This is a genomic window from Bisbaumannia salifodinae, assembly GCF_055388505.1.
The window spans coordinates 4,040,032-4,055,360 of sequence record NZ_AP043781.1; the positions used below are offsets into that span (position 1 = coordinate 4,040,032).

Here is a 15,329-nt window from a genome sequence, read left to right on the forward strand (position 1 = left end):
CATTATTGTGGATCCAACTCGTCTATCTCAGTCCAGGCTCAGTCCAGGGCCACGCCCCAGGCATCATAGCCATAAACCCAGTCGGCATTGCCCTCGCCCTTGAGCCAGTCGTTGGCGCGGGAGCCGCGTTGTACCTGGGCGGTACGCTCGCGGCGGGCCTGCTCGTAACGGGCCAGGGCCGCCGGCACCTCGTCGCGCTCGGCCTCGGCCAGGCAGCGCGACAGCACCACGGCATCTTCGATGGCCATGCAGGCGCCCTGGGCCATAAAGGGCACCATGGGGTGGGCGGCATCGCCGAGGATGGTCACATGGCCCTCGGACCAGCGTTCCATGGGCTCGCGCACATAGAGGGCCGACTTGGTGACGCTATCGCAGGCCGCCAGCAGGGCACGCACGTCGGGATGGAAATCCCGGTAGACCTCACGCAGCTCATCCACGTCGCCGGGCAGGGTCCAGGACTCCTCGCGCCAGCCCTCCTGGGGCGTGGTGGCGAAGATAAAGACCTCCTCGCCGCGGGTCAGCGGGAAGACCACCACCTGGCTGTCGGCGGTCTCGCCCCACCACTTGGTGAAGGCATCCAGGTTCTCCACCTCGGGCACCGCCGAGCGCGGCACCACCGCCCGGTAGGAAACCAGGCCGGTGAACTCGGGGCTATCGTCGCCGAACAGGGAGCGACGCACCGCGGAGTGGATGCCATCGCCGCCGATCACCACGTCCAGGCGTTCGCTTGCGCCATCCTCGAAGTGCACCACCGGCTGCTCGCCGGCCTCGACGCCGGCCACCTTGCTACCCAGGCGAATCGCCGACGCCGGCAGTTTCGCCTCCAGGGCCTTGAGCAGGTCGCCGCGGTGAATGGTCAGCTGAGGCGCGCCATACTTCTCCTCGGCGGCATCGCTCATGGGCAGCTTGGAGGTGATCTCGCCGCTGTCCCAGGTGCGGCTCAGGCGATGGGTGGGCCGCGCCGCGGTTTCCCGCAGCACCTCGCCCACGCCCAGGCGATCCAGGGCACGCACCGCATTGGGCGTCAGGTTCACGTCGGCGCCGATGCGCAGGAACTGCTTGGCCTGCTCGAAGACGATGGCCTCATGGCCCGCTTCACGCAGGGCGATGGCCGCACAGAGGCCGCCCACACCACCACCACAGATACCGATTCTTAGCTTTGTCATACCCCACCTGTTTCTGAGCTACTGGGAACGTCCTGGAGGGAGCCTCGGCTCCCGGGATGCGCCAGGGAAGTGCGCAGGTCCTGCCGTCCTTGTCTCTGCTGTCTATCTTTATCTCGCTAAATGTTTCACATATAAAACAAAGTTTATTATTTGATAGTCAGACTGTAGGTCGGGCCCGGGACTTTGTCAAACATCGAAATCGCCGATGGCCGCCCTCGAGTCACGAGGGCGGCCATCGGCGATCGAGGGATCAGTGCCGGATCAGCTTGTCGGCCAGGCGCAGGACCAGTGGCCGCCCCAGGGTGATCAGGCCGAAGGCGATCGGCCAGGAGATCAGGAAGGACCGGCCCCAGCGGCCGGGGAATCCCGCATCCAGGCCGGTATTGACCAGGGTGATGACGAGGGTCATCAGCCCCGCCATATAGGTGGTCATCAACACGGAGACGACCCAGTGGCCGTAGCGGGACGGGATCAGCATAGGGACTCCCGGGGCGGGAGGGGACGCGGCGCCCCCTCCCGGGTCAGGCGGTTAACGCAGCGACATCAGGTTGAAGTCGGGATCGGCCAACTGGGCCGCGTCCAGCACCCACTCGGCGGCGATCCAGCGCTTGCCCAGCTTGATGGCCCGCGGCTGGTCGAAGGCCACCATCTGCACCAGGCGCTGCGCATCGTCGAGGTAGAAGAACACCGGCCCCTGGGCCTCTCGGCGCACCACGCACTGGACCTCGCCGCTCGGCACACCGAGGATCTGGATATTGACCCCGTGCTGATCGGACCATAGCCAGGCCGGCTCGTCGTAGTGGGCCGCCTTGCCGAGCATGGCATCGGCGACCACCCGGGCCTGGTTCTGGGCATAGGCCCAGGACTGCAGGCAGAGCCCCAGCTGGGGGTGCTGGGAGACGTCGCCGGCGGCGAAGATCCGCGGGTCCGAGGTATGCCCGGCGGCGTCCACCACGATGCCCTGCTCGGTCCTGAGCCCGGCATCACGGGCCAGCTCCAGGTTGATCTCGACGCCGACGCCCACCACCACCAGGTCATAGGGCTCGTGAGCCTCGCCATCGGCGCTGATCGACACCCGGCCGTCGCCCGCCTCGCTCAACTGGATGTCCTGGCGGTTCAGCGCCAGGCCCACGCCGTGGCGCTCGTGGAGCCCGCGGATGGCCTCGGCCACCTCCGGCCCCACGCTGCGGCCGCAGAGTGCCGGGGCGCGTTCGAAGACGTCCACCTCGAGCCCCAGCTTGCGGGCGCTGGAGGCCACCTCCAGGCCGATCCAGCCGCCGCCGATCACCCCCAGGCGGCGACTCTCGGCGAGCCGCGCCTTGAGCCGGGAGGCGTCGTCCCAGGTGCGCAATGTCATGACATTGCCGATTTCCGCCCACTCGCGCACCGGCATACGGGGCCGGCTGCCGGTGGCGATCAGCAGCCGGTCGTAGGGCAGGCGCTCGCCGTCATTGAGCACCACCTCCCGGGCCTGCCGATCGATGGCCGTAGCCCGCTTGGGTCGTTGCCAGTCGATATCGAGGGCCGCCAGGCTGTCTTCCGGGAAGAGCCGCGGCAGCGGCTCGCCCTCGGTGACCACGCCCTTGGAGAGCGGCGGCCGTTCGTAGAAGTCGTGGGGCTCGTCGGCCACCACGGTGAGACGGCCGGTATAGCCCTCGCCGCGCAGCGCCTTGCAGGCGTAGCCGCCGGCCTGGCCACCGCCGATCACCACGATATGGGAAATGTCCTCGCTCGACATCATCCTTCCCCCTAGTTGAAGACGAAGCCGCCGTTGATGGGGATCAGTTGGCCGGTCACGAAGTTCGACCAGTCAGAGAGCAGATAGAGCACGGTGCCGTCGATGTCCTCGGGCTGCTGCTCCTCCTTGAGGGCGCGCCCGGCGGCATAGTGGGCGTAGCGCTCCTCGGGCACGTACTCGGTGGCCTCGCAGTGGGTCAGCCCCGGGGCGATGGCATTGATGCAGATGCCCTGCTCGCCCAGCTCCCGGGCCATGGCCCGGGTCATCGAGATCACCGCGCCCTTGCTGGCCACATAGGCCATCAGCCGCGGCGCCCCCCAGAGGGCGGTGTCGGAGGCCACATTGACCACCTTGCCGCGCCTGGCCCGGGCCAGCAGCGGCCGCGCCGCCCGGGTCATCTGCCAGACCCCGCGCACGTTGACCGCCATCACCCGGTCCCACAGCTCGGGGTCGTACTCGTCCAGGGTCTTGCCGCCCACATTGGTGGCGATGGCGGCGTTATTGACCAGGCCATCCAGGGCCCCGCCCTCGGCGACCCGGGCCATGCCCGCCTCGATGGAGGCGGCATCGCCCTGATCGATCACCAGCGCCTCCACCTCGGCGCCGCCCTCGCGCAGCGCCGCGGCGGTCTGGGTCAGCTCCGCCTCGAGGATATCGCTGATTACCAGGCGCGCGCCCTCGGCGGCGGCGGCCTCGGCGATGCTACGCCCCAGGCCGCGGGCGGCGCCGGTGACCATCAGCCGCTTGCCGGCCAGCCCATGAGCGGCCATCTCAGGCCGCCTCCCGGCGCTTGGCGAGCTGCGCCTTGGCCATCTTCAGCATCACCCGGCGCAGCCGCGAGAGGCCCACGTCGTGCTGGTAGAGGTTCTCGTGGTGACGGGCGTCCGGGGCCAGGTTCTCGAGGATGACGCGATCCTGTTCCAGCACGTCCCAGTGCAGGCCCTCGAGCTTGGTGCGGTAGAAGAAGCGCCACACCTGACGCTGCCAGCCGTCGACCTTGCGCACCCGCCAGAAGAACACCCGGGTGTGCTCCTGGTCCTCGGGGACCGCCATGCCGACGATCCAGAAGGGACCGCCCGGCCCGAAGCGCTGCTGGTAGGGGATCGACAGGCGCAGCCAGAGGGCCCCGCTGTTGCCGTACTCCACCCAGTCGAAGTTGACCCCGGTCTGGCCGGTCTTCTTGAAGATGAAGCCCGTCTCGGTGGGCTCCAGCACCATCTCCGCCTGGCGATCGCCCTCGGCCATGGAGTGGGAGTCGGCATGCAGGTAGGTGCCGTGCATGGGATCCATGACGTTGTCCACCGCATACTGGTAGTTGCACTTCCAGGTCGCGGTGCACAGGAAGTGGCCGTAGCTGGCCTCGTCGGTGAGCTGCTCGGGCAGCTCCAGCGCCGGCGGTTCCTCGTCCGGGGTGGTGCCGAAGAAGACGAAGATGGCGCCCTGGGCCTCCTGCACCGGGTAGTGGCGCACGCAGGAGGTGCCCACCATGGGGCTATTGCTGATCGCCGGCACGTCACAGACGGTGCCCTCCCCGTCCACCTCGACCCCGTGGTACCAGCAGGCCAGGCGGTTGCCCAGGTTCCAGCCCTTGGAGAGGCGGGCACCGCGATGGGGGCAGCGATCCTCGATGGCGTGCACCACGCCGTCGTGATCGCGCCACAGGGCCAGGTTTTCGCCCAGGCGGGTGATGCCCAGGGGGTTGCTGCCCACCTCCCAGCTGGCCACCACCGGGTACCACAGGGAGCGCAGGCCGGTATCGAGATAGTCTTGGACGTCGGCGTCCATGGAAGCGGCTGTCGTCATCTCTCTCACCTTGATTATCGTTGTCTCGGGGCGCGGCCTTACTGGCCCAGCACCGCCATCTCCTGGAGGAAGCTCTCCTGGGTCCAGGGCCGGCCCTGGCGATCCTGGCTATGGCGCTCGTTGAGCCCGGCGATCACCGCCTCGAGCTCGCTGGCGCCACTCTCGAAGACGGCCTCCAGGGCCGCCACCAGGGCCAGCTCGAAGGCCTCCGGGGCGCGCTGGCGGTTCTGCCAGACCCGGTTATCGAAGCCGCCGGGGCGCTCGATATGGCCCTGACCCGGCTCCGAGGAGGGGATGATGCGCGCCCAGGTCTTGAGCTCGGGGTTATGGTCGAGGGTGGTGGACATGGGCTCAGGCCTCCTCGCTGACTTGCAGCTGAATTTCGTCGTCGATGATGCGCACCGGGTAGACATGCAGGTCCCGGTCGGCGGGCTCGCGCAGGCACTTGCCGGTCTTGATGTCGAATACCGCCTCATGCAGCGGGCACTCCACCTGGCCATCCTCGACGAAGCCCTGGGAGAGCAGTGCATAGGCATGGGGGCAGACGTCCTCGAGGGCGTAGTATTCGCCGTCCAGCACATAGACGCCGATCTCCTTGTCGCCCAGCTTGGCGGAGAAGGGGAAGTCTTCCTGCACCTGATCGGTCTTGCAGACAGGGGTCCAACTCATGGGGCCGTCCTCATCATTGGATGCGTGGGTCGTCCGTGCTCGCGTATCAATAATGAAACACGATTTATTATTTGATCCTATGCAGACGAGTATAGCCGAGCCGCCTCGCCTGTCAATACTATATAGTATTCATCGAAAGAGGGGGCAAGGGGCAAGGGGCAAGGGGCAAGGGGCAAGGGGCAAGGGGCAAGGGGCAAGGGGCAAGGGGCAAGGGGCAAGGGATTTTCTTCAGGCTTCCAGCTTATGGCTTCAAGCTCCGGGTGAAGCCCGGTTTCTAGCCTTCGGCGAGCTGGCGGAGCTGGGTGGTCAGGGTCAACCGGTAGTCATTGGGGGGAATGTACATAATCTGCCACGCCAGGGTACGCCCCTCGGCGTCCTGGTAGCGGGTCTCCAGGCGCATCCCGGGGGGCGGGGCCTCGGCCAGCTCCGGCACGATGGCCCGAGCCACCGCCTTGGGCAGGCGCCCCTGGCCGATACGATTATCGGCCAGGACCGGCGCCACCCCCAGGCGCTGCAGCAGCGGCAGGACGCTCTCGTGCTCCAGGGCCTCGGCGGACAGACGCATCAGCTCGCCGGCCTGGTCGGCACGCAGGTAGATCTCGGTATAGCAGTCGAAGGTGCCGTCGATACGGTCCTGGCGCACCAGATGCAGGTAGCCGCTCTCGCACGCCCCCAGCACCGCTTCCCAGACACCCCGGCGAGTCAGGGCCTCGCGCCTGAGCAGGCGAATAAAGACCAGCTTGACCGGAGAGCCGTCGGGGCGCAGGAAGTGGAAGGCCGGGGTGGTGATCTCGCGACGATGATCGCCGCCGGCCACGAAGGTACCCAGGCGCCGGCGGCGGTAGAGCTCGCCGCTCTCCACCAGGTCGCGCAGCGCCTTCTGCACCGTGCCCAGGCTCAGCGGCAGGGCCTCGGCCAGGGCCTGCTCGGTGGGCAACCGGGTGCCCTCGGGCAACTCGCCCTCGTTGATCAGCTCGACCAGGGCATCGCGCAGGCAGAGGTACTTGGGGGTGCGAGGAGAGGCCTCGAGGTGACGAGCGACACGCTCGGCTAGCGGGATCAACACGGCAGCGCCTTCACGATAGTGAGTGGCGGCATTCTACCAGCCTGAACGCCGGCGGGAAGCCAGCTCAAAGCGAACCGCCCCCAAGGCAATGGCCATGGGGGCGGTTTTTTCTTCCCGTCTAATGACGTAACGCTTACTTCTCGACGAAGGCGCGCTCGATCACATAGTCGCCGGGCTCGCCCATGCGCGGGGAGATCTTGAAGCCCAGGTCGTCGAGCAGGGCGCTGGTCTCGTCGAGCATGGCCGGGCTGCCGCAGATCATGGCGCGATCCTGCTTGGGATCGATGGGCGGCAGGCCGGTGTCCGCGAACAGCTTGCCGTCGCGGATATGATCGGTAAGGCGGCCCATGGTGTGGAACTCCTCGCGGGTCACGGTGGGGTAGTAGACCAGCTTCTCGCTGATCTCCTCGCCCAGGTACTCGTGGGCCGGCAGCTCCTTGGTGATAAAGTCGGCGTAGGCCAGCTCGCTGACGGTACGCACGCCGTGTACCAGCACGATCTTCTCGAAGCGCTCGTAGACCTCCGGGTCCTGGATCAGGCTCATGAAAGGCGCCAGGCCGGTACCGGTGGAGAGGCAGTAGAGGTTGCGCCCCGGCAGCAGGTCGTCACACACCAGGGTGCCGGTGGGCTTGCGGCTGACCATGATATGGTCGCCGACCTTGAGGTGCTGGAGCCGCGAGGTCAGGGGGCCGTCCGGCACCTTGATGCTGAAGAACTCCAGGTGATCCTCGTAATTGGGGCTGGCGATGGAGTAGGCGCGCATCAGCGGCTTGCCGTCCACCTCCAGGCCGATCATCACGAACTGGCCGTTCTTGAAGCGCAGGCTGCGCTCGCGGGTGGTACGGAAGCTGAACAGGGTGTCGTTCCAGTGGTGAACGCTGAGGACTTCTTCCTGGGCAAATTTGCTCACGACCGACTCCTTCTCATATTCGATTAGCGCATAAGGCGACTAAGCTGATCTTTGTGCTAATTCTAAGAGCCGATGACATATCTGTTAAATGGATTGTATGGATAAAGCTTATCTATAATATAGATATGAGATCCTGCCGAGCGAGGCACGTATGCGCTATACCCTGCGTCAGCTGGAGGTCTTCGTGGCCGTAGCCCAGCACGAGAGCGTCTCCCGGGCGGCCCGCGCCCTGGCCCTCTCCCAGTCGGCGGCCAGCACCGCCCTGGCGGAGCTGGAGCGCCAGTTCGACTGCCAGTTGCTGGACCGTATCGGCAAGCGCCTCCGACTCAACGCCCTGGGCTTCCAGTTGCTGCCCAAGGCGGTGGCGCTGCTCGATCGCGCCGAGGAGATCGAGGAGCTGCTGCGCGGCCAGCATGGCGTCGGCTCCCTGGACGTGGGCGCCACCCTGACCATCGGCAACTACCTGGCCACCCTGCTGATCGGCGATTTCATGCAGCGCCATCCGGGCAGCCGGGTACGCCTCTCGGTGCGCAATACCCAGGGCATCATCGAACGCATCGTCCAGCACGAGCTGGACCTGGGGCTGATCGAGGGGGACTGCCAGCACGAGGACCTGGTGATGCAGTCCTGGGTGGAGGACGAGCTGGTGGTGTTCTGCGGCCCCGAGCACCCCCTGGCGGGGGCCGAGGCGGTGCCCCTGGAGCGGCTGATGCGCGAGGCCTGGATCATGCGCGAGCCGGGCTCCGGCACCCGCCTGACCCTGGAGCATGCCGCCCGCCACCGCCGCGGGCGCTTCAATACCCTGCTGGAACTGGAGCATACCGAGGGCATCAAGCGCGCCGTGGAGTCGGGGCTGGGCATCGGCTGCGTCTCGCGGCTGGCGCTGCGCGACGCCTTCCGCCGCGGCAGCCTGGTGCCCATCGCCACCCCGGAGCTGGACCTGCGCCGCCAGTTCGCCTTTATCTGGCACCGCCACAAGTACCTGACCACCGGGATGCGCGAATTCCTCAAGCTGTGCCGGCAGCTGACCGAGGGCGTCGAGCGCAGCGACCAGATCGCCCTGCCCTATTACCCCTGAGGCCGGCTGGAAACGGCCCTTTAACGCCAAGCCCCGGGCAAGAGGCCCGGGGCTTGGCGTGATGCGACCGCAGGATCAGGCCGGCTCGGGGAGCCGCCGGGGCGCCTCCTCGGGGGCCGCCAGCGACGTCTGGGCCTCCATGCGCAGGGTAAAGCCGCCGACGATCTCGGCCAGGCGGTCCGCCTGCTCCTGGAGATGGCCGGCGGCGGTGGTGGACTCCTCCACCAGGGCGGCATTCTGCTGGGTCATGCCGTCCAGCTCGGTGACCGCCACATTGACCTGGCCGATACCGTCGCGCTGCTCACCGGCGGCGGCGTTGATCTCGCCCAGCACATCGGTGACCCGGGTCACGCTGGCGACGATCTCCTGCATGGTCTCGCCGGCCTGGGCCACCAGGCTGGTGCCGTCCTTGACCCGGCTATCCGAGGCCTCGATCAGCGCCTTGATCTCCTGGGCCGCGGAGGCACTGCGGCTGGCCAGGTTGCGCACCTCGCCGGCCACCACCGCGAAGCCGCGGCCCTGCTCGCCGGCCCGGGCCGCCTCCACCGAGGCGTTGAGCGCCAGCAGGTTGGTCTGGAAGGCGATGCCGTCCATCACGTTGACGATCTCGGCGATCTGCCGCGAGGAGTCGCCGATGGCGTCCATGGTGGTGACCACCTCGCCCACCACCTCGCCGCCCCGGGCCGCCACCTGGGAGGCGGAGAGCGCCAGTTGGTTGGCCTGCTGGGCGGAGTCGGCGGTCTGCGCCACGGTGCCGGTGATCTCCTCCATGGAGGCGGAGGTCTGCTGCAGGCTGGAGGCGGCACTATCGGTGCGCCGCGACAGGTCCTGGCCGCCGCTGGCGATCTCCGCGGCGGCGACACGCACCGATTCGCTGCTGTGGCGCACCTCCACCAAGACGTCGTGGATCTTGTCGGCGAAGGCGTTGAACTGGGTGGCCAACTGGGCTCCCTCGTCGCGGCCGCGCACCGGCAGGCGCTGGGTCAGGTCGCCATCGCCGGAGGCGATCTCCCGCATGCGGCCCGCCAATTCACGCAGCGGCCGGGCGATACGCCCACCGACCCAGGCCAGGGCCAGCAGCCCCAGGGCCGCCAGCAGGGCCCCCACCAGGCTCATGCCCAGGGCGTCGTGGCGGCGCTGCTCGGCGAGCACGCCCTGCAGGGCGTTGAGCTCGGCCAGCACCGCCGCCTCCGGCAGGCGAATGGCCAGGGTCCACTGGGTCGGGGTATCGCCGATGCGGAAGGGCAGGTAGCGCTCCAGCAGCCCTTCGGCCTCGACGCCGACCATCTCGCCATCGCGCCGGGCCGCGGCCAGATGGCCGGCCACCCGCTCGCCCATCACCGCCTCGGCGGACTCGCCGAGACGCTCGGCCGCACCGCTATGGGCCACCACCCCACCGCCGGCGGCCACCAGGGCCATCTCGCCGGCGCCATCGTAGAGCTCCGCATTGGCCGCCTCCAGCAGGCCCTGGATAAAGTCCACCGAGAGGTCGGCGCCGGCCACGCCGCGGAAGTCGCCCTCCACCATCACCGGCACATTGAAGGAGGTAACCATCAGGGTCTGGTCGCCGAACTCGTAGGCGGCCGGGTCGATGATGCAGGGCGCCTCGTTCTCCCGCACGCAGAGGTAATATTCCCCCTCGCGGATACCGCTGGGCAGCAGCGCCTCGCTCTCCATATCCCCCAGGGGCAGCACGTCGATGGCGCCATCGGCGTCCCGGTACCACCAGGGCATGTAGCGGCCCGTCTCCGCCTCGTAGCCATCCGCCTCGCGCCCCGCATGGAAACGATCCACGTCGAAGGCATCGGGCTCCCAGCCGATATAGACATCCACCAGATCGGGGTAATCCGCCAGGGTCTCGCGCATCAGGGTGGAGAGCTCGTCGCGATCCATCCACAGCAGGGGACGCCCCTGGGCATCCTCGCGGCCCATCAGGGCATTGGTCTGGGCCAGCATCTGGGCGACTCGCAGCGGCTCCTCCAGGCGCCGCCGTATTTCCACCGCCTGGGCCTCGGCCAGTACCGCCAGGCGCTCATCGACGGCGCCCTCCATCAACGCCCGGGTATGGGTCGCCACCGTATCCTGGGTGCGCGACGAGGCCACCAGGGCATAGGCCACCAGGGCCAGGGCCACGACCAGCAGGCAGGCGCCGGCCAGGGCCACCACGAACCAGCGCAGGGATTTAAAATGCATGGTGTTCCAACTCCTGGGAAGGCGCGGCGGCCACCGGGGTTCGCGGCAGGCTGGGCCGCTCCGATGCCGCGGACTGGGACAGGGTAAAGGCACCGACCGCCTCGGCCAGGCGATCCGCCTGCTCCTTGAGCTGCTCGGCGGCGGTGGTGGACTCCTCCACCAGGGCGGCGTTCTGCTGGGTCATGCCGTCCAGCTCGGTGACCGCCACATTGACCTGGCCGATGCCATCGCGCTGCTCGCCGGCGGCGGCGTTGATCTCGCCCAGCACATCGGTGACCCGGGTCACGCTGGCGACGATCTCTTCCATGGTCTCGCCGGCCTGGCTCACCAGGCTGGCACCGTCCTTGACGCGGCTATCCGAGGCCTCGATCAGCGCCTTGATCTCCTGGGCGGCATTGGCACTGCGGCTGGCCAGGTTACGCACCTCGCCGGCCACCACCGCGAAGCCGCGGCCCTGCTCGCCGGCCCGGGCCGCCTCCACCGAGGCGTTGAGCGCCAGCAGGTTGGTCTGGAAGGCGATGCCGTCCATCACGTTGACGATCTCGGCGATCTGCCGCGAGGAGTCGCCGATGGCGTCCATGGTGGTAACCACCTCGCCCACCACCTCGCCGCCCCGGGCCGCCACCTGGGAGGCGGAGAGCGCCAGCTGGTTGGCCTCCTGGGCGGAGTCGGCGGTCTGCGCCACGGTGCCGGTGATCTCCTCCATGGAGGCGGAGGTCTGCTGCAGGCTGGAGGCGGCGCTATCGGTGCGCCGCGACAGGTCCTGGCCACCGCTGGCGATCTCGTTGGCGGCGATGCGCACCGACTCGCTGCTGTCGCGAATGGTCATCATCACCGCCTCCATCTTGGCCACGAAGCGGTTGAAGGCCTGGGCGATCTGCGCCACCTCGTCCTGGCCCTCCTCCGGCAGGCGACGGGTCAGGTCCCCCTCGCCACTGGCCACGTCCCCCATGGCATCCCGAGCCAGTTGCAGGCGACGGAACACCACCTTGAGCAGCGCACCCAGCACCAGCACCGCCCCCAGGGCCACCAGCACCAGGGTCAGGGCCGAGGTGCCGAGGATGGCGCGCAGGCCGGCGGTGGCCTCACGCTCGTCCAGGGCCACCACCAGTTGCCAGTCGGTGCCGGCGATGGGCCGGCTCCCCAGCAGTCGCTCGCGGCCATCGAGCTCCAGCAGCGGCGGCGTGCTCGCGGCAGGCAGCTCGTTCAGGAAGGTGGCGTCCAGGGCCGGGTTGAGGCGACTGGAAGGCTCCAGGGAAAGGGTGGGATCCGGGTGGGCGATCAGGGTGCCGTCGCCGGTCACCAGGAAGGCGAAGCTCTCGGCGGAGGGGCGGATCTCGGCGACCCCCTCGACGATGGTGTCGATAACGATATCGCCGGCCAGCACGGCGTGCAGGCGGTCGTTCCGGTAGATGGGGTGGGCAATGGTCACCACCAGCTGGCCGGTATTGGCATCGCTGTAGGGCAGGGTCACGATGGTCTCGCCAGCGGCCTCGGCCCCGCGATACCAGGGACGGACGCGGGGATCGTAGTCGGCGGGCGGCTCCCAGCCGTCGGAGGTGATCAGCTCACTGCCCTGAGGGGTGGCCATATAGGCAGAGAGAAACCCGCCGGAGGCGGCCAGCTGCAGCAGGGCTGGCATGGGATCGTCGACGAAGGCGGCATCCTCGGTGGCGGCGGTCATGGCCCGGCGCGCCTCGATCCACTCGCCGACGGCCTGGGCATGACCCTCGGCGGTGGCATCGAGCTGCTGGGCGATCTGGCGCTCGTTATGAGACTGCAGGGTGAAGTAACTGGCCACGCCATTGATCACCAGGGCCAGGGTGATGACCACCACGGCGGCAATCAGGATGCGGGTGCGCAGGGATGTCAGCATGCGGGGTCTCGCTCGTCGGGAAGTTGTTGTGAGAGCCGCCCCACGGGTGCCATGGGCCGGCATTAGACCTAGGTATCGGCTGCCGACCCGACGAGCTTTAGCGTCGCCTAGAACATAAGCATTCGCTTATCGCATATCGCTGACCGCCTCCTGAATATCCGCCAGGGACGCCTTGGAGAGGTCCTTGGGCAGGGAATGAATCAACAACTTGTGGGTCGCAGCATCCAGCTTGTCTCGCAGGATGCCCAGGAAACGCGGCGGGGCCACCAGGATCAGCTTGCGCAGATGATTACCGACCCGGGCACGATAGATACACTCCGCCACCTGCTTGGCGAAGATTTCCGCCTGGTGATGGGAGGCGACGCTCTCTCCCCCCGAGGTTCGCGAGGTGCGCGCCATGGATTCATGCACCTCGCCACCGCCATCGGTCACCAGGTCACCCTCGTGCAGGCGCCCCTCGGCATGCACTAGGCTCTCCTTCTCTTCCAGCTTCAGTCCCTCACGGGTAAAGACGCGGGCGCGCGCCGCGTCGGCCACCACGATATAGGTCGTCATGGGAACTCCTTGGCAAGACAAAGGGAACAGGCGAGGCCAGAGGCGTCGGTTTTTCGACAACGTCCAGGCCTCTTATGGAGCGTGGCAAGGGCCCGGGAAAGCGTCAACTTCCCCCGCCACGGAGGCTGCGCCGAGCCACGAACTGGGGTAGCATCCCGGCATCGGCAGGAAGCCGAGCGTCTCCGCACCGCCAACTCCAGGAAGGCTAGCCATGCGTCGATTCCTTTTCCCGCGTCACCCCCTGCCCCGCTCTACCCTGCTGTTCTGCCACCTGCTGCTGCAACTGGGCCTGCTCGCCTATGGCCTGAGTCGCCTGTTGCCGCACACCCCCTGGCTGGGGGAAACCTCCTGGCTGTCGGCCTGGCCCGACCTGGCCCTGGGCGGCGGCCTGCTGCTGTTGGCCATGGTGGCGGCGCGGCTGCTGCTGGAGCTATGGTTGCTGCCCTACCACCTGGCGGCCCGGCAGGGCGGCTTCGCCCCCCAATCGGTGATGACACGCTCCTATGCTCGCCGTCCCGCCGTGCACGACCCGGACAGCGCCTGGACCAGCGAGGCCCGCCGGGTGACGCTGGAGGACGAAGTGGTGGGCAAGGCCAGGGTGCGTCAGGAGGCCAGCGAGCCGACCCTGAACTTCCAGGGCGGTCTCGACGAGGCCGATACCCAAGGCGAGCCTCGCCTCTCCTAAGGCGGACTGGCGTAGGGCCTGACCGACATGGGCCTAGAAAGAAACCAGGCCCAAACGGCGACGGATAACGGCAAGCAGCAGCACGGCGCCGCCGGCACCCAGCCAGGGTTTATGGAAAGCGGCGAAGTATCCTTAGCCCAAGTGGCGGCGCAGGCCGTATAGCAGCAGCACGGCGCTGCCACTCCCCAGGCTATTGGCGAGGATATCCCAGCTATCGCCGCCGCTGCGGCCCGGTACCGGGACCTGGGCCAACTCGATGGCGATGCCATAGGCCACCGCCACGGCGAAGGCCCAAGGCAGGCGCAGCCCGGCCAGGCCCACTAGCCCCGCCAGGCCGGCATAGCCGACGAAGTGATTGAACTTGTCCCAGGGCAGGGACTGGGGCATCTCGCTGCCCGGGGTCAGGCTACCGAGGGCGATCAGCAGGGCCGCGGCCAGGGCCACCGCCGCCCACAAGCGGCGGCGATGATGCCAGCGGCACAGCCACTCAGTCATGCTCGATCTGGGCATGATAGGCGGGGCTCAGCTCATGCAGGGCGTCCATAAAGGCCGTGACATGCTGCGGGTCGGTGAACTGGCTGATGCCGTGGCCCAGGTTGAAGACATGGCCGGGGCCCGTGCCGTAGCTATCGAGGATCCGCGCCACCTCGGCGCGAATCGCCGAGGGCTTGGCGAACAGCACATTGGGGTCCAGGTTGCCCTGCAGCGCCACCTTGTGGCCCACCCGGGCCCGGGCATCGGCCAGTTCGGTGGTCCAGTCCAGCCCCAGGGCATCGCAGCCGGTGCCGGCGATATGCTCCAGCCACTGGCCGCCATTCTTGGTGAACAGGATCACCGGTACCTTGCGGCCGTCCTGGCTACGCTCGAGGCCGGCGACGATCTGCTCCATGTAGCGCAGCGAAAACTCCAGATAGGCCGGGGTGGAGAGCACCCCGCCCCAGGTATCGAAGATCTGCACCGCCTGGGCACCGGCGCGAATCTGCGCATTGAGGTAGTCGGTGACCGCCTGGGCCAGGGTGTCCAGCAGCTGGTGCATGGTGTCCGGCGTGTCATAGAGCATGGTCTTCACATGCCGGAAGTCCTTGCTGGAGGCGCCCTCCACCATATAGGTGGCCAGCGTCCAGGGGCTGCCGGAGAAGCCGATCAGCGGCACCCGGCCATCGAGGGCCGAACGAATGGTGGAGACCGCCTTCATCACATAGCCCAGGTCGCGTTCGGCGTCCGGCACGCTCAGCGCCGCCACGGCTTCCGGGGTACGCACCGGCTTGCGGAATTTCGGTCCCTCGCCGGTCTCGAAGTAGAGTCCCAGGCCCATGGCATCGGGGATGGTGAGGATATCCGAGAAGAGGATGGCGGCATCCAGCGGATAGCGCTCCAGGGGCTGCAGGGTCACCTCGCAGGCCAGGTCGTGGTTGCGGCACAGGTCCATAAAGCTGCCGGCGTCGGCCCGGGAGGCGCGATACTCCGGCAGATAGCGGCCGGCCTGGCGCATCATCCATACCGGGGTGCGGTCCACCGGCTGACGGGCCAGGGCGCGCAGGAAGCGATCGTTCTTGAGTTCCATGGGGGCTCACTCTCGACAAGATTTGT

The 15,329-nt window shown here is 67.9% G+C and carries 16 protein-coding genes; 2 read left to right on the top strand and 14 right to left on the bottom strand.

Annotated elements, in window-relative coordinates; translation table 11 throughout:
* Positions 1-38 precede the first annotated feature (38 nt).
* The 9 genes from ACZ5EF_RS18895 to ACZ5EF_RS18935 form a co-directional block, all read right to left on the bottom strand.
* Positions 39-1,166, bottom strand: a complete 1,128-nt coding sequence (locus tag ACZ5EF_RS18895) for an FAD-dependent monooxygenase (protein ID WP_346061022.1) — start codon at positions 1,164-1,166, stop codon at positions 39-41.
* A 250-nt stretch (positions 1,167-1,416) separates the two neighbouring features.
* The gene (locus tag ACZ5EF_RS18900; protein ID WP_273668330.1) at positions 1,417-1,644 is read right to left on the bottom strand and encodes a DUF2798 domain-containing protein; all 228 of its coding nucleotides are present in this window, start codon (positions 1,642-1,644) and stop codon (positions 1,417-1,419) included.
* A gap of 51 nt (positions 1,645-1,695) precedes the next feature.
* The gene (locus tag ACZ5EF_RS18905; protein ID WP_346061021.1) at positions 1,696-2,907 is read right to left on the bottom strand and encodes an NAD(P)/FAD-dependent oxidoreductase; all 1,212 of its coding nucleotides are present in this window, start codon (positions 2,905-2,907) and stop codon (positions 1,696-1,698) included.
* Positions 2,908-2,915: 8 nt separating this feature from the next.
* Positions 2,916-3,674, bottom strand: a complete 759-nt coding sequence (locus tag ACZ5EF_RS18910) for an SDR family oxidoreductase (RefSeq protein WP_346061020.1) — start codon at positions 3,672-3,674, stop codon at positions 2,916-2,918.
* A gap of 1 nt (position 3,675) precedes the next feature.
* Positions 3,676-4,707: an aromatic ring-hydroxylating dioxygenase subunit alpha gene (locus ACZ5EF_RS18915; RefSeq protein WP_346061019.1), complete on the bottom strand. Its 1,032-nt coding sequence runs from the start codon at positions 4,705-4,707 to the stop codon at positions 3,676-3,678.
* A gap of 38 nt (positions 4,708-4,745) precedes the next feature.
* Positions 4,746-5,054, bottom strand: coding sequence for a recombinase-like helix-turn-helix domain-containing protein (locus ACZ5EF_RS18920; protein WP_346061018.1), 309 nt, complete (start codon positions 5,052-5,054; stop codon positions 4,746-4,748).
* A gap of 4 nt (positions 5,055-5,058) precedes the next feature.
* Positions 5,059-5,376 carry a nitrite reductase small subunit NirD gene (gene nirD, locus ACZ5EF_RS18925; protein ID WP_146801682.1) on the bottom strand — a complete coding sequence of 106 codons (318 nt, stop codon included), beginning with the start codon at positions 5,374-5,376 and terminating at the stop codon, positions 5,059-5,061.
* Between the two features lie 274 nt (positions 5,377-5,650).
* Entirely contained in the window at positions 5,651-6,442 is a 792-nt protein-coding gene (locus ACZ5EF_RS18930) for a GntR family transcriptional regulator (protein WP_346061017.1), read from the bottom strand.
* Between the two features lie 133 nt (positions 6,443-6,575).
* Positions 6,576-7,352 (bottom strand): ferredoxin--NADP reductase, encoded by a 777-nt coding sequence (locus ACZ5EF_RS18935; protein WP_346061016.1) that lies wholly within the window; start codon positions 7,350-7,352, stop codon positions 6,576-6,578.
* Positions 7,353-7,503: 151 nt separating this feature from the next.
* Between ACZ5EF_RS18935 and ACZ5EF_RS18940 the strand changes: the two genes are divergently transcribed.
* Positions 7,504-8,430, top strand: a complete 927-nt coding sequence (locus tag ACZ5EF_RS18940) for a LysR family transcriptional regulator (RefSeq protein WP_346061015.1) — start codon at positions 7,504-7,506, stop codon at positions 8,428-8,430.
* 75 nt (positions 8,431-8,505) lie between these two features.
* On the opposite strand, the gene ACZ5EF_RS18945 is transcribed toward ACZ5EF_RS18940, so the two are convergent.
* From ACZ5EF_RS18945 to ACZ5EF_RS18955, 3 genes are all read right to left on the bottom strand, one after another.
* On the bottom strand, positions 8,506-10,623 hold the full coding sequence (locus tag ACZ5EF_RS18945) for a methyl-accepting chemotaxis protein (RefSeq protein WP_346061014.1): 2,118 nt from the start codon (positions 10,621-10,623) through the stop codon (positions 8,506-8,508).
* Positions 10,613-12,499, bottom strand: coding sequence for a methyl-accepting chemotaxis protein (locus ACZ5EF_RS18950; protein WP_346061013.1), 1,887 nt, complete (start codon positions 12,497-12,499; stop codon positions 10,613-10,615). Before ACZ5EF_RS18950 ends, ACZ5EF_RS18945 begins: the two co-directional genes overlap by 11 nt.
* Before the next feature lie 126 nt (positions 12,500-12,625).
* Positions 12,626-13,054, bottom strand: coding sequence for a host attachment protein (locus tag ACZ5EF_RS18955; protein WP_346061012.1), 429 nt, complete (start codon positions 13,052-13,054; stop codon positions 12,626-12,628).
* Between the two features lie 211 nt (positions 13,055-13,265).
* Here ACZ5EF_RS18955 and ACZ5EF_RS18960 point away from each other — a divergent pair, with 211 nt between their 5' ends.
* The gene (locus tag ACZ5EF_RS18960; RefSeq protein ID WP_346061011.1) at positions 13,266-13,739 is read left to right on the top strand and encodes a hypothetical protein; all 474 of its coding nucleotides are present in this window, start codon (positions 13,266-13,268) and stop codon (positions 13,737-13,739) included.
* Between the two features lie 132 nt (positions 13,740-13,871).
* Here ACZ5EF_RS18960 and ACZ5EF_RS18965 read toward each other — a convergent pair whose 3' ends face one another.
* A complete protein-coding gene (locus ACZ5EF_RS18965; RefSeq protein ID WP_346061010.1) occupies positions 13,872-14,234 on the bottom strand; it encodes a VanZ family protein in 363 nt (120 codons plus the stop codon).
* Positions 14,227-15,303 (bottom strand): uroporphyrinogen decarboxylase, encoded by a 1,077-nt coding sequence (gene hemE, locus ACZ5EF_RS18970; RefSeq protein WP_346061009.1) that lies wholly within the window; start codon positions 15,301-15,303, stop codon positions 14,227-14,229. The genes ACZ5EF_RS18965 and hemE overlap by 8 nt, the downstream gene beginning before the upstream one ends.
* Between the last annotated feature and the right edge of the window lie 26 nt (positions 15,304-15,329).

Bases quoted from the DNA above. Each gene is read 5' to 3' on its own strand.
- ACZ5EF_RS18895 (WP_346061022.1), bottom strand. From the start codon at position 1,166: ATGACAAAGCTAAGAATCGGTATCTGTGGTGGTGGTGTGGGCGGCCTC.
- ACZ5EF_RS18900 (WP_273668330.1), bottom strand. From the start codon at position 1,644: ATGCTGATCCCGTCCCGCTACGGCCACTGGGTCGTCTCCGTGTTGATG.
- ACZ5EF_RS18905 (WP_346061021.1), bottom strand. From the start codon at position 2,907: ATGATGTCGAGCGAGGACATTTCCCATATCGTGGTGATCGGCGGTGGC.
- ACZ5EF_RS18910 (WP_346061020.1), bottom strand. From the start codon at position 3,674: ATGGCCGCTCATGGGCTGGCCGGCAAGCGGCTGATGGTCACCGGCGCC.
- ACZ5EF_RS18915 (WP_346061019.1), bottom strand. From the start codon at position 4,707: ATGACGACAGCCGCTTCCATGGACGCCGACGTCCAAGACTATCTCGAT.
- ACZ5EF_RS18920 (WP_346061018.1), bottom strand. From the start codon at position 5,054: ATGTCCACCACCCTCGACCATAACCCCGAGCTCAAGACCTGGGCGCGC.
- nirD (WP_146801682.1), bottom strand. From the start codon at position 5,376: ATGAGTTGGACCCCTGTCTGCAAGACCGATCAGGTGCAGGAAGACTTC.
- ACZ5EF_RS18940 (WP_346061015.1), top strand. From the start codon at position 7,504: ATGCGCTATACCCTGCGTCAGCTGGAGGTCTTCGTGGCCGTAGCCCAG.
- ACZ5EF_RS18945 (WP_346061014.1), bottom strand. From the start codon at position 10,623: ATGCATTTTAAATCCCTGCGCTGGTTCGTGGTGGCCCTGGCCGGCGCC.
- ACZ5EF_RS18950 (WP_346061013.1), bottom strand. From the start codon at position 12,499: ATGCTGACATCCCTGCGCACCCGCATCCTGATTGCCGCCGTGGTGGTC.
- ACZ5EF_RS18955 (WP_346061012.1), bottom strand. From the start codon at position 13,054: ATGACGACCTATATCGTGGTGGCCGACGCGGCGCGCGCCCGCGTCTTT.
- ACZ5EF_RS18960 (WP_346061011.1), top strand. From the start codon at position 13,266: ATGCGTCGATTCCTTTTCCCGCGTCACCCCCTGCCCCGCTCTACCCTG.
- ACZ5EF_RS18965 (WP_346061010.1), bottom strand. From the start codon at position 14,234: ATGACTGAGTGGCTGTGCCGCTGGCATCATCGCCGCCGCTTGTGGGCG.
- hemE (WP_346061009.1), bottom strand. From the start codon at position 15,303: ATGGAACTCAAGAACGATCGCTTCCTGCGCGCCCTGGCCCGTCAGCCG.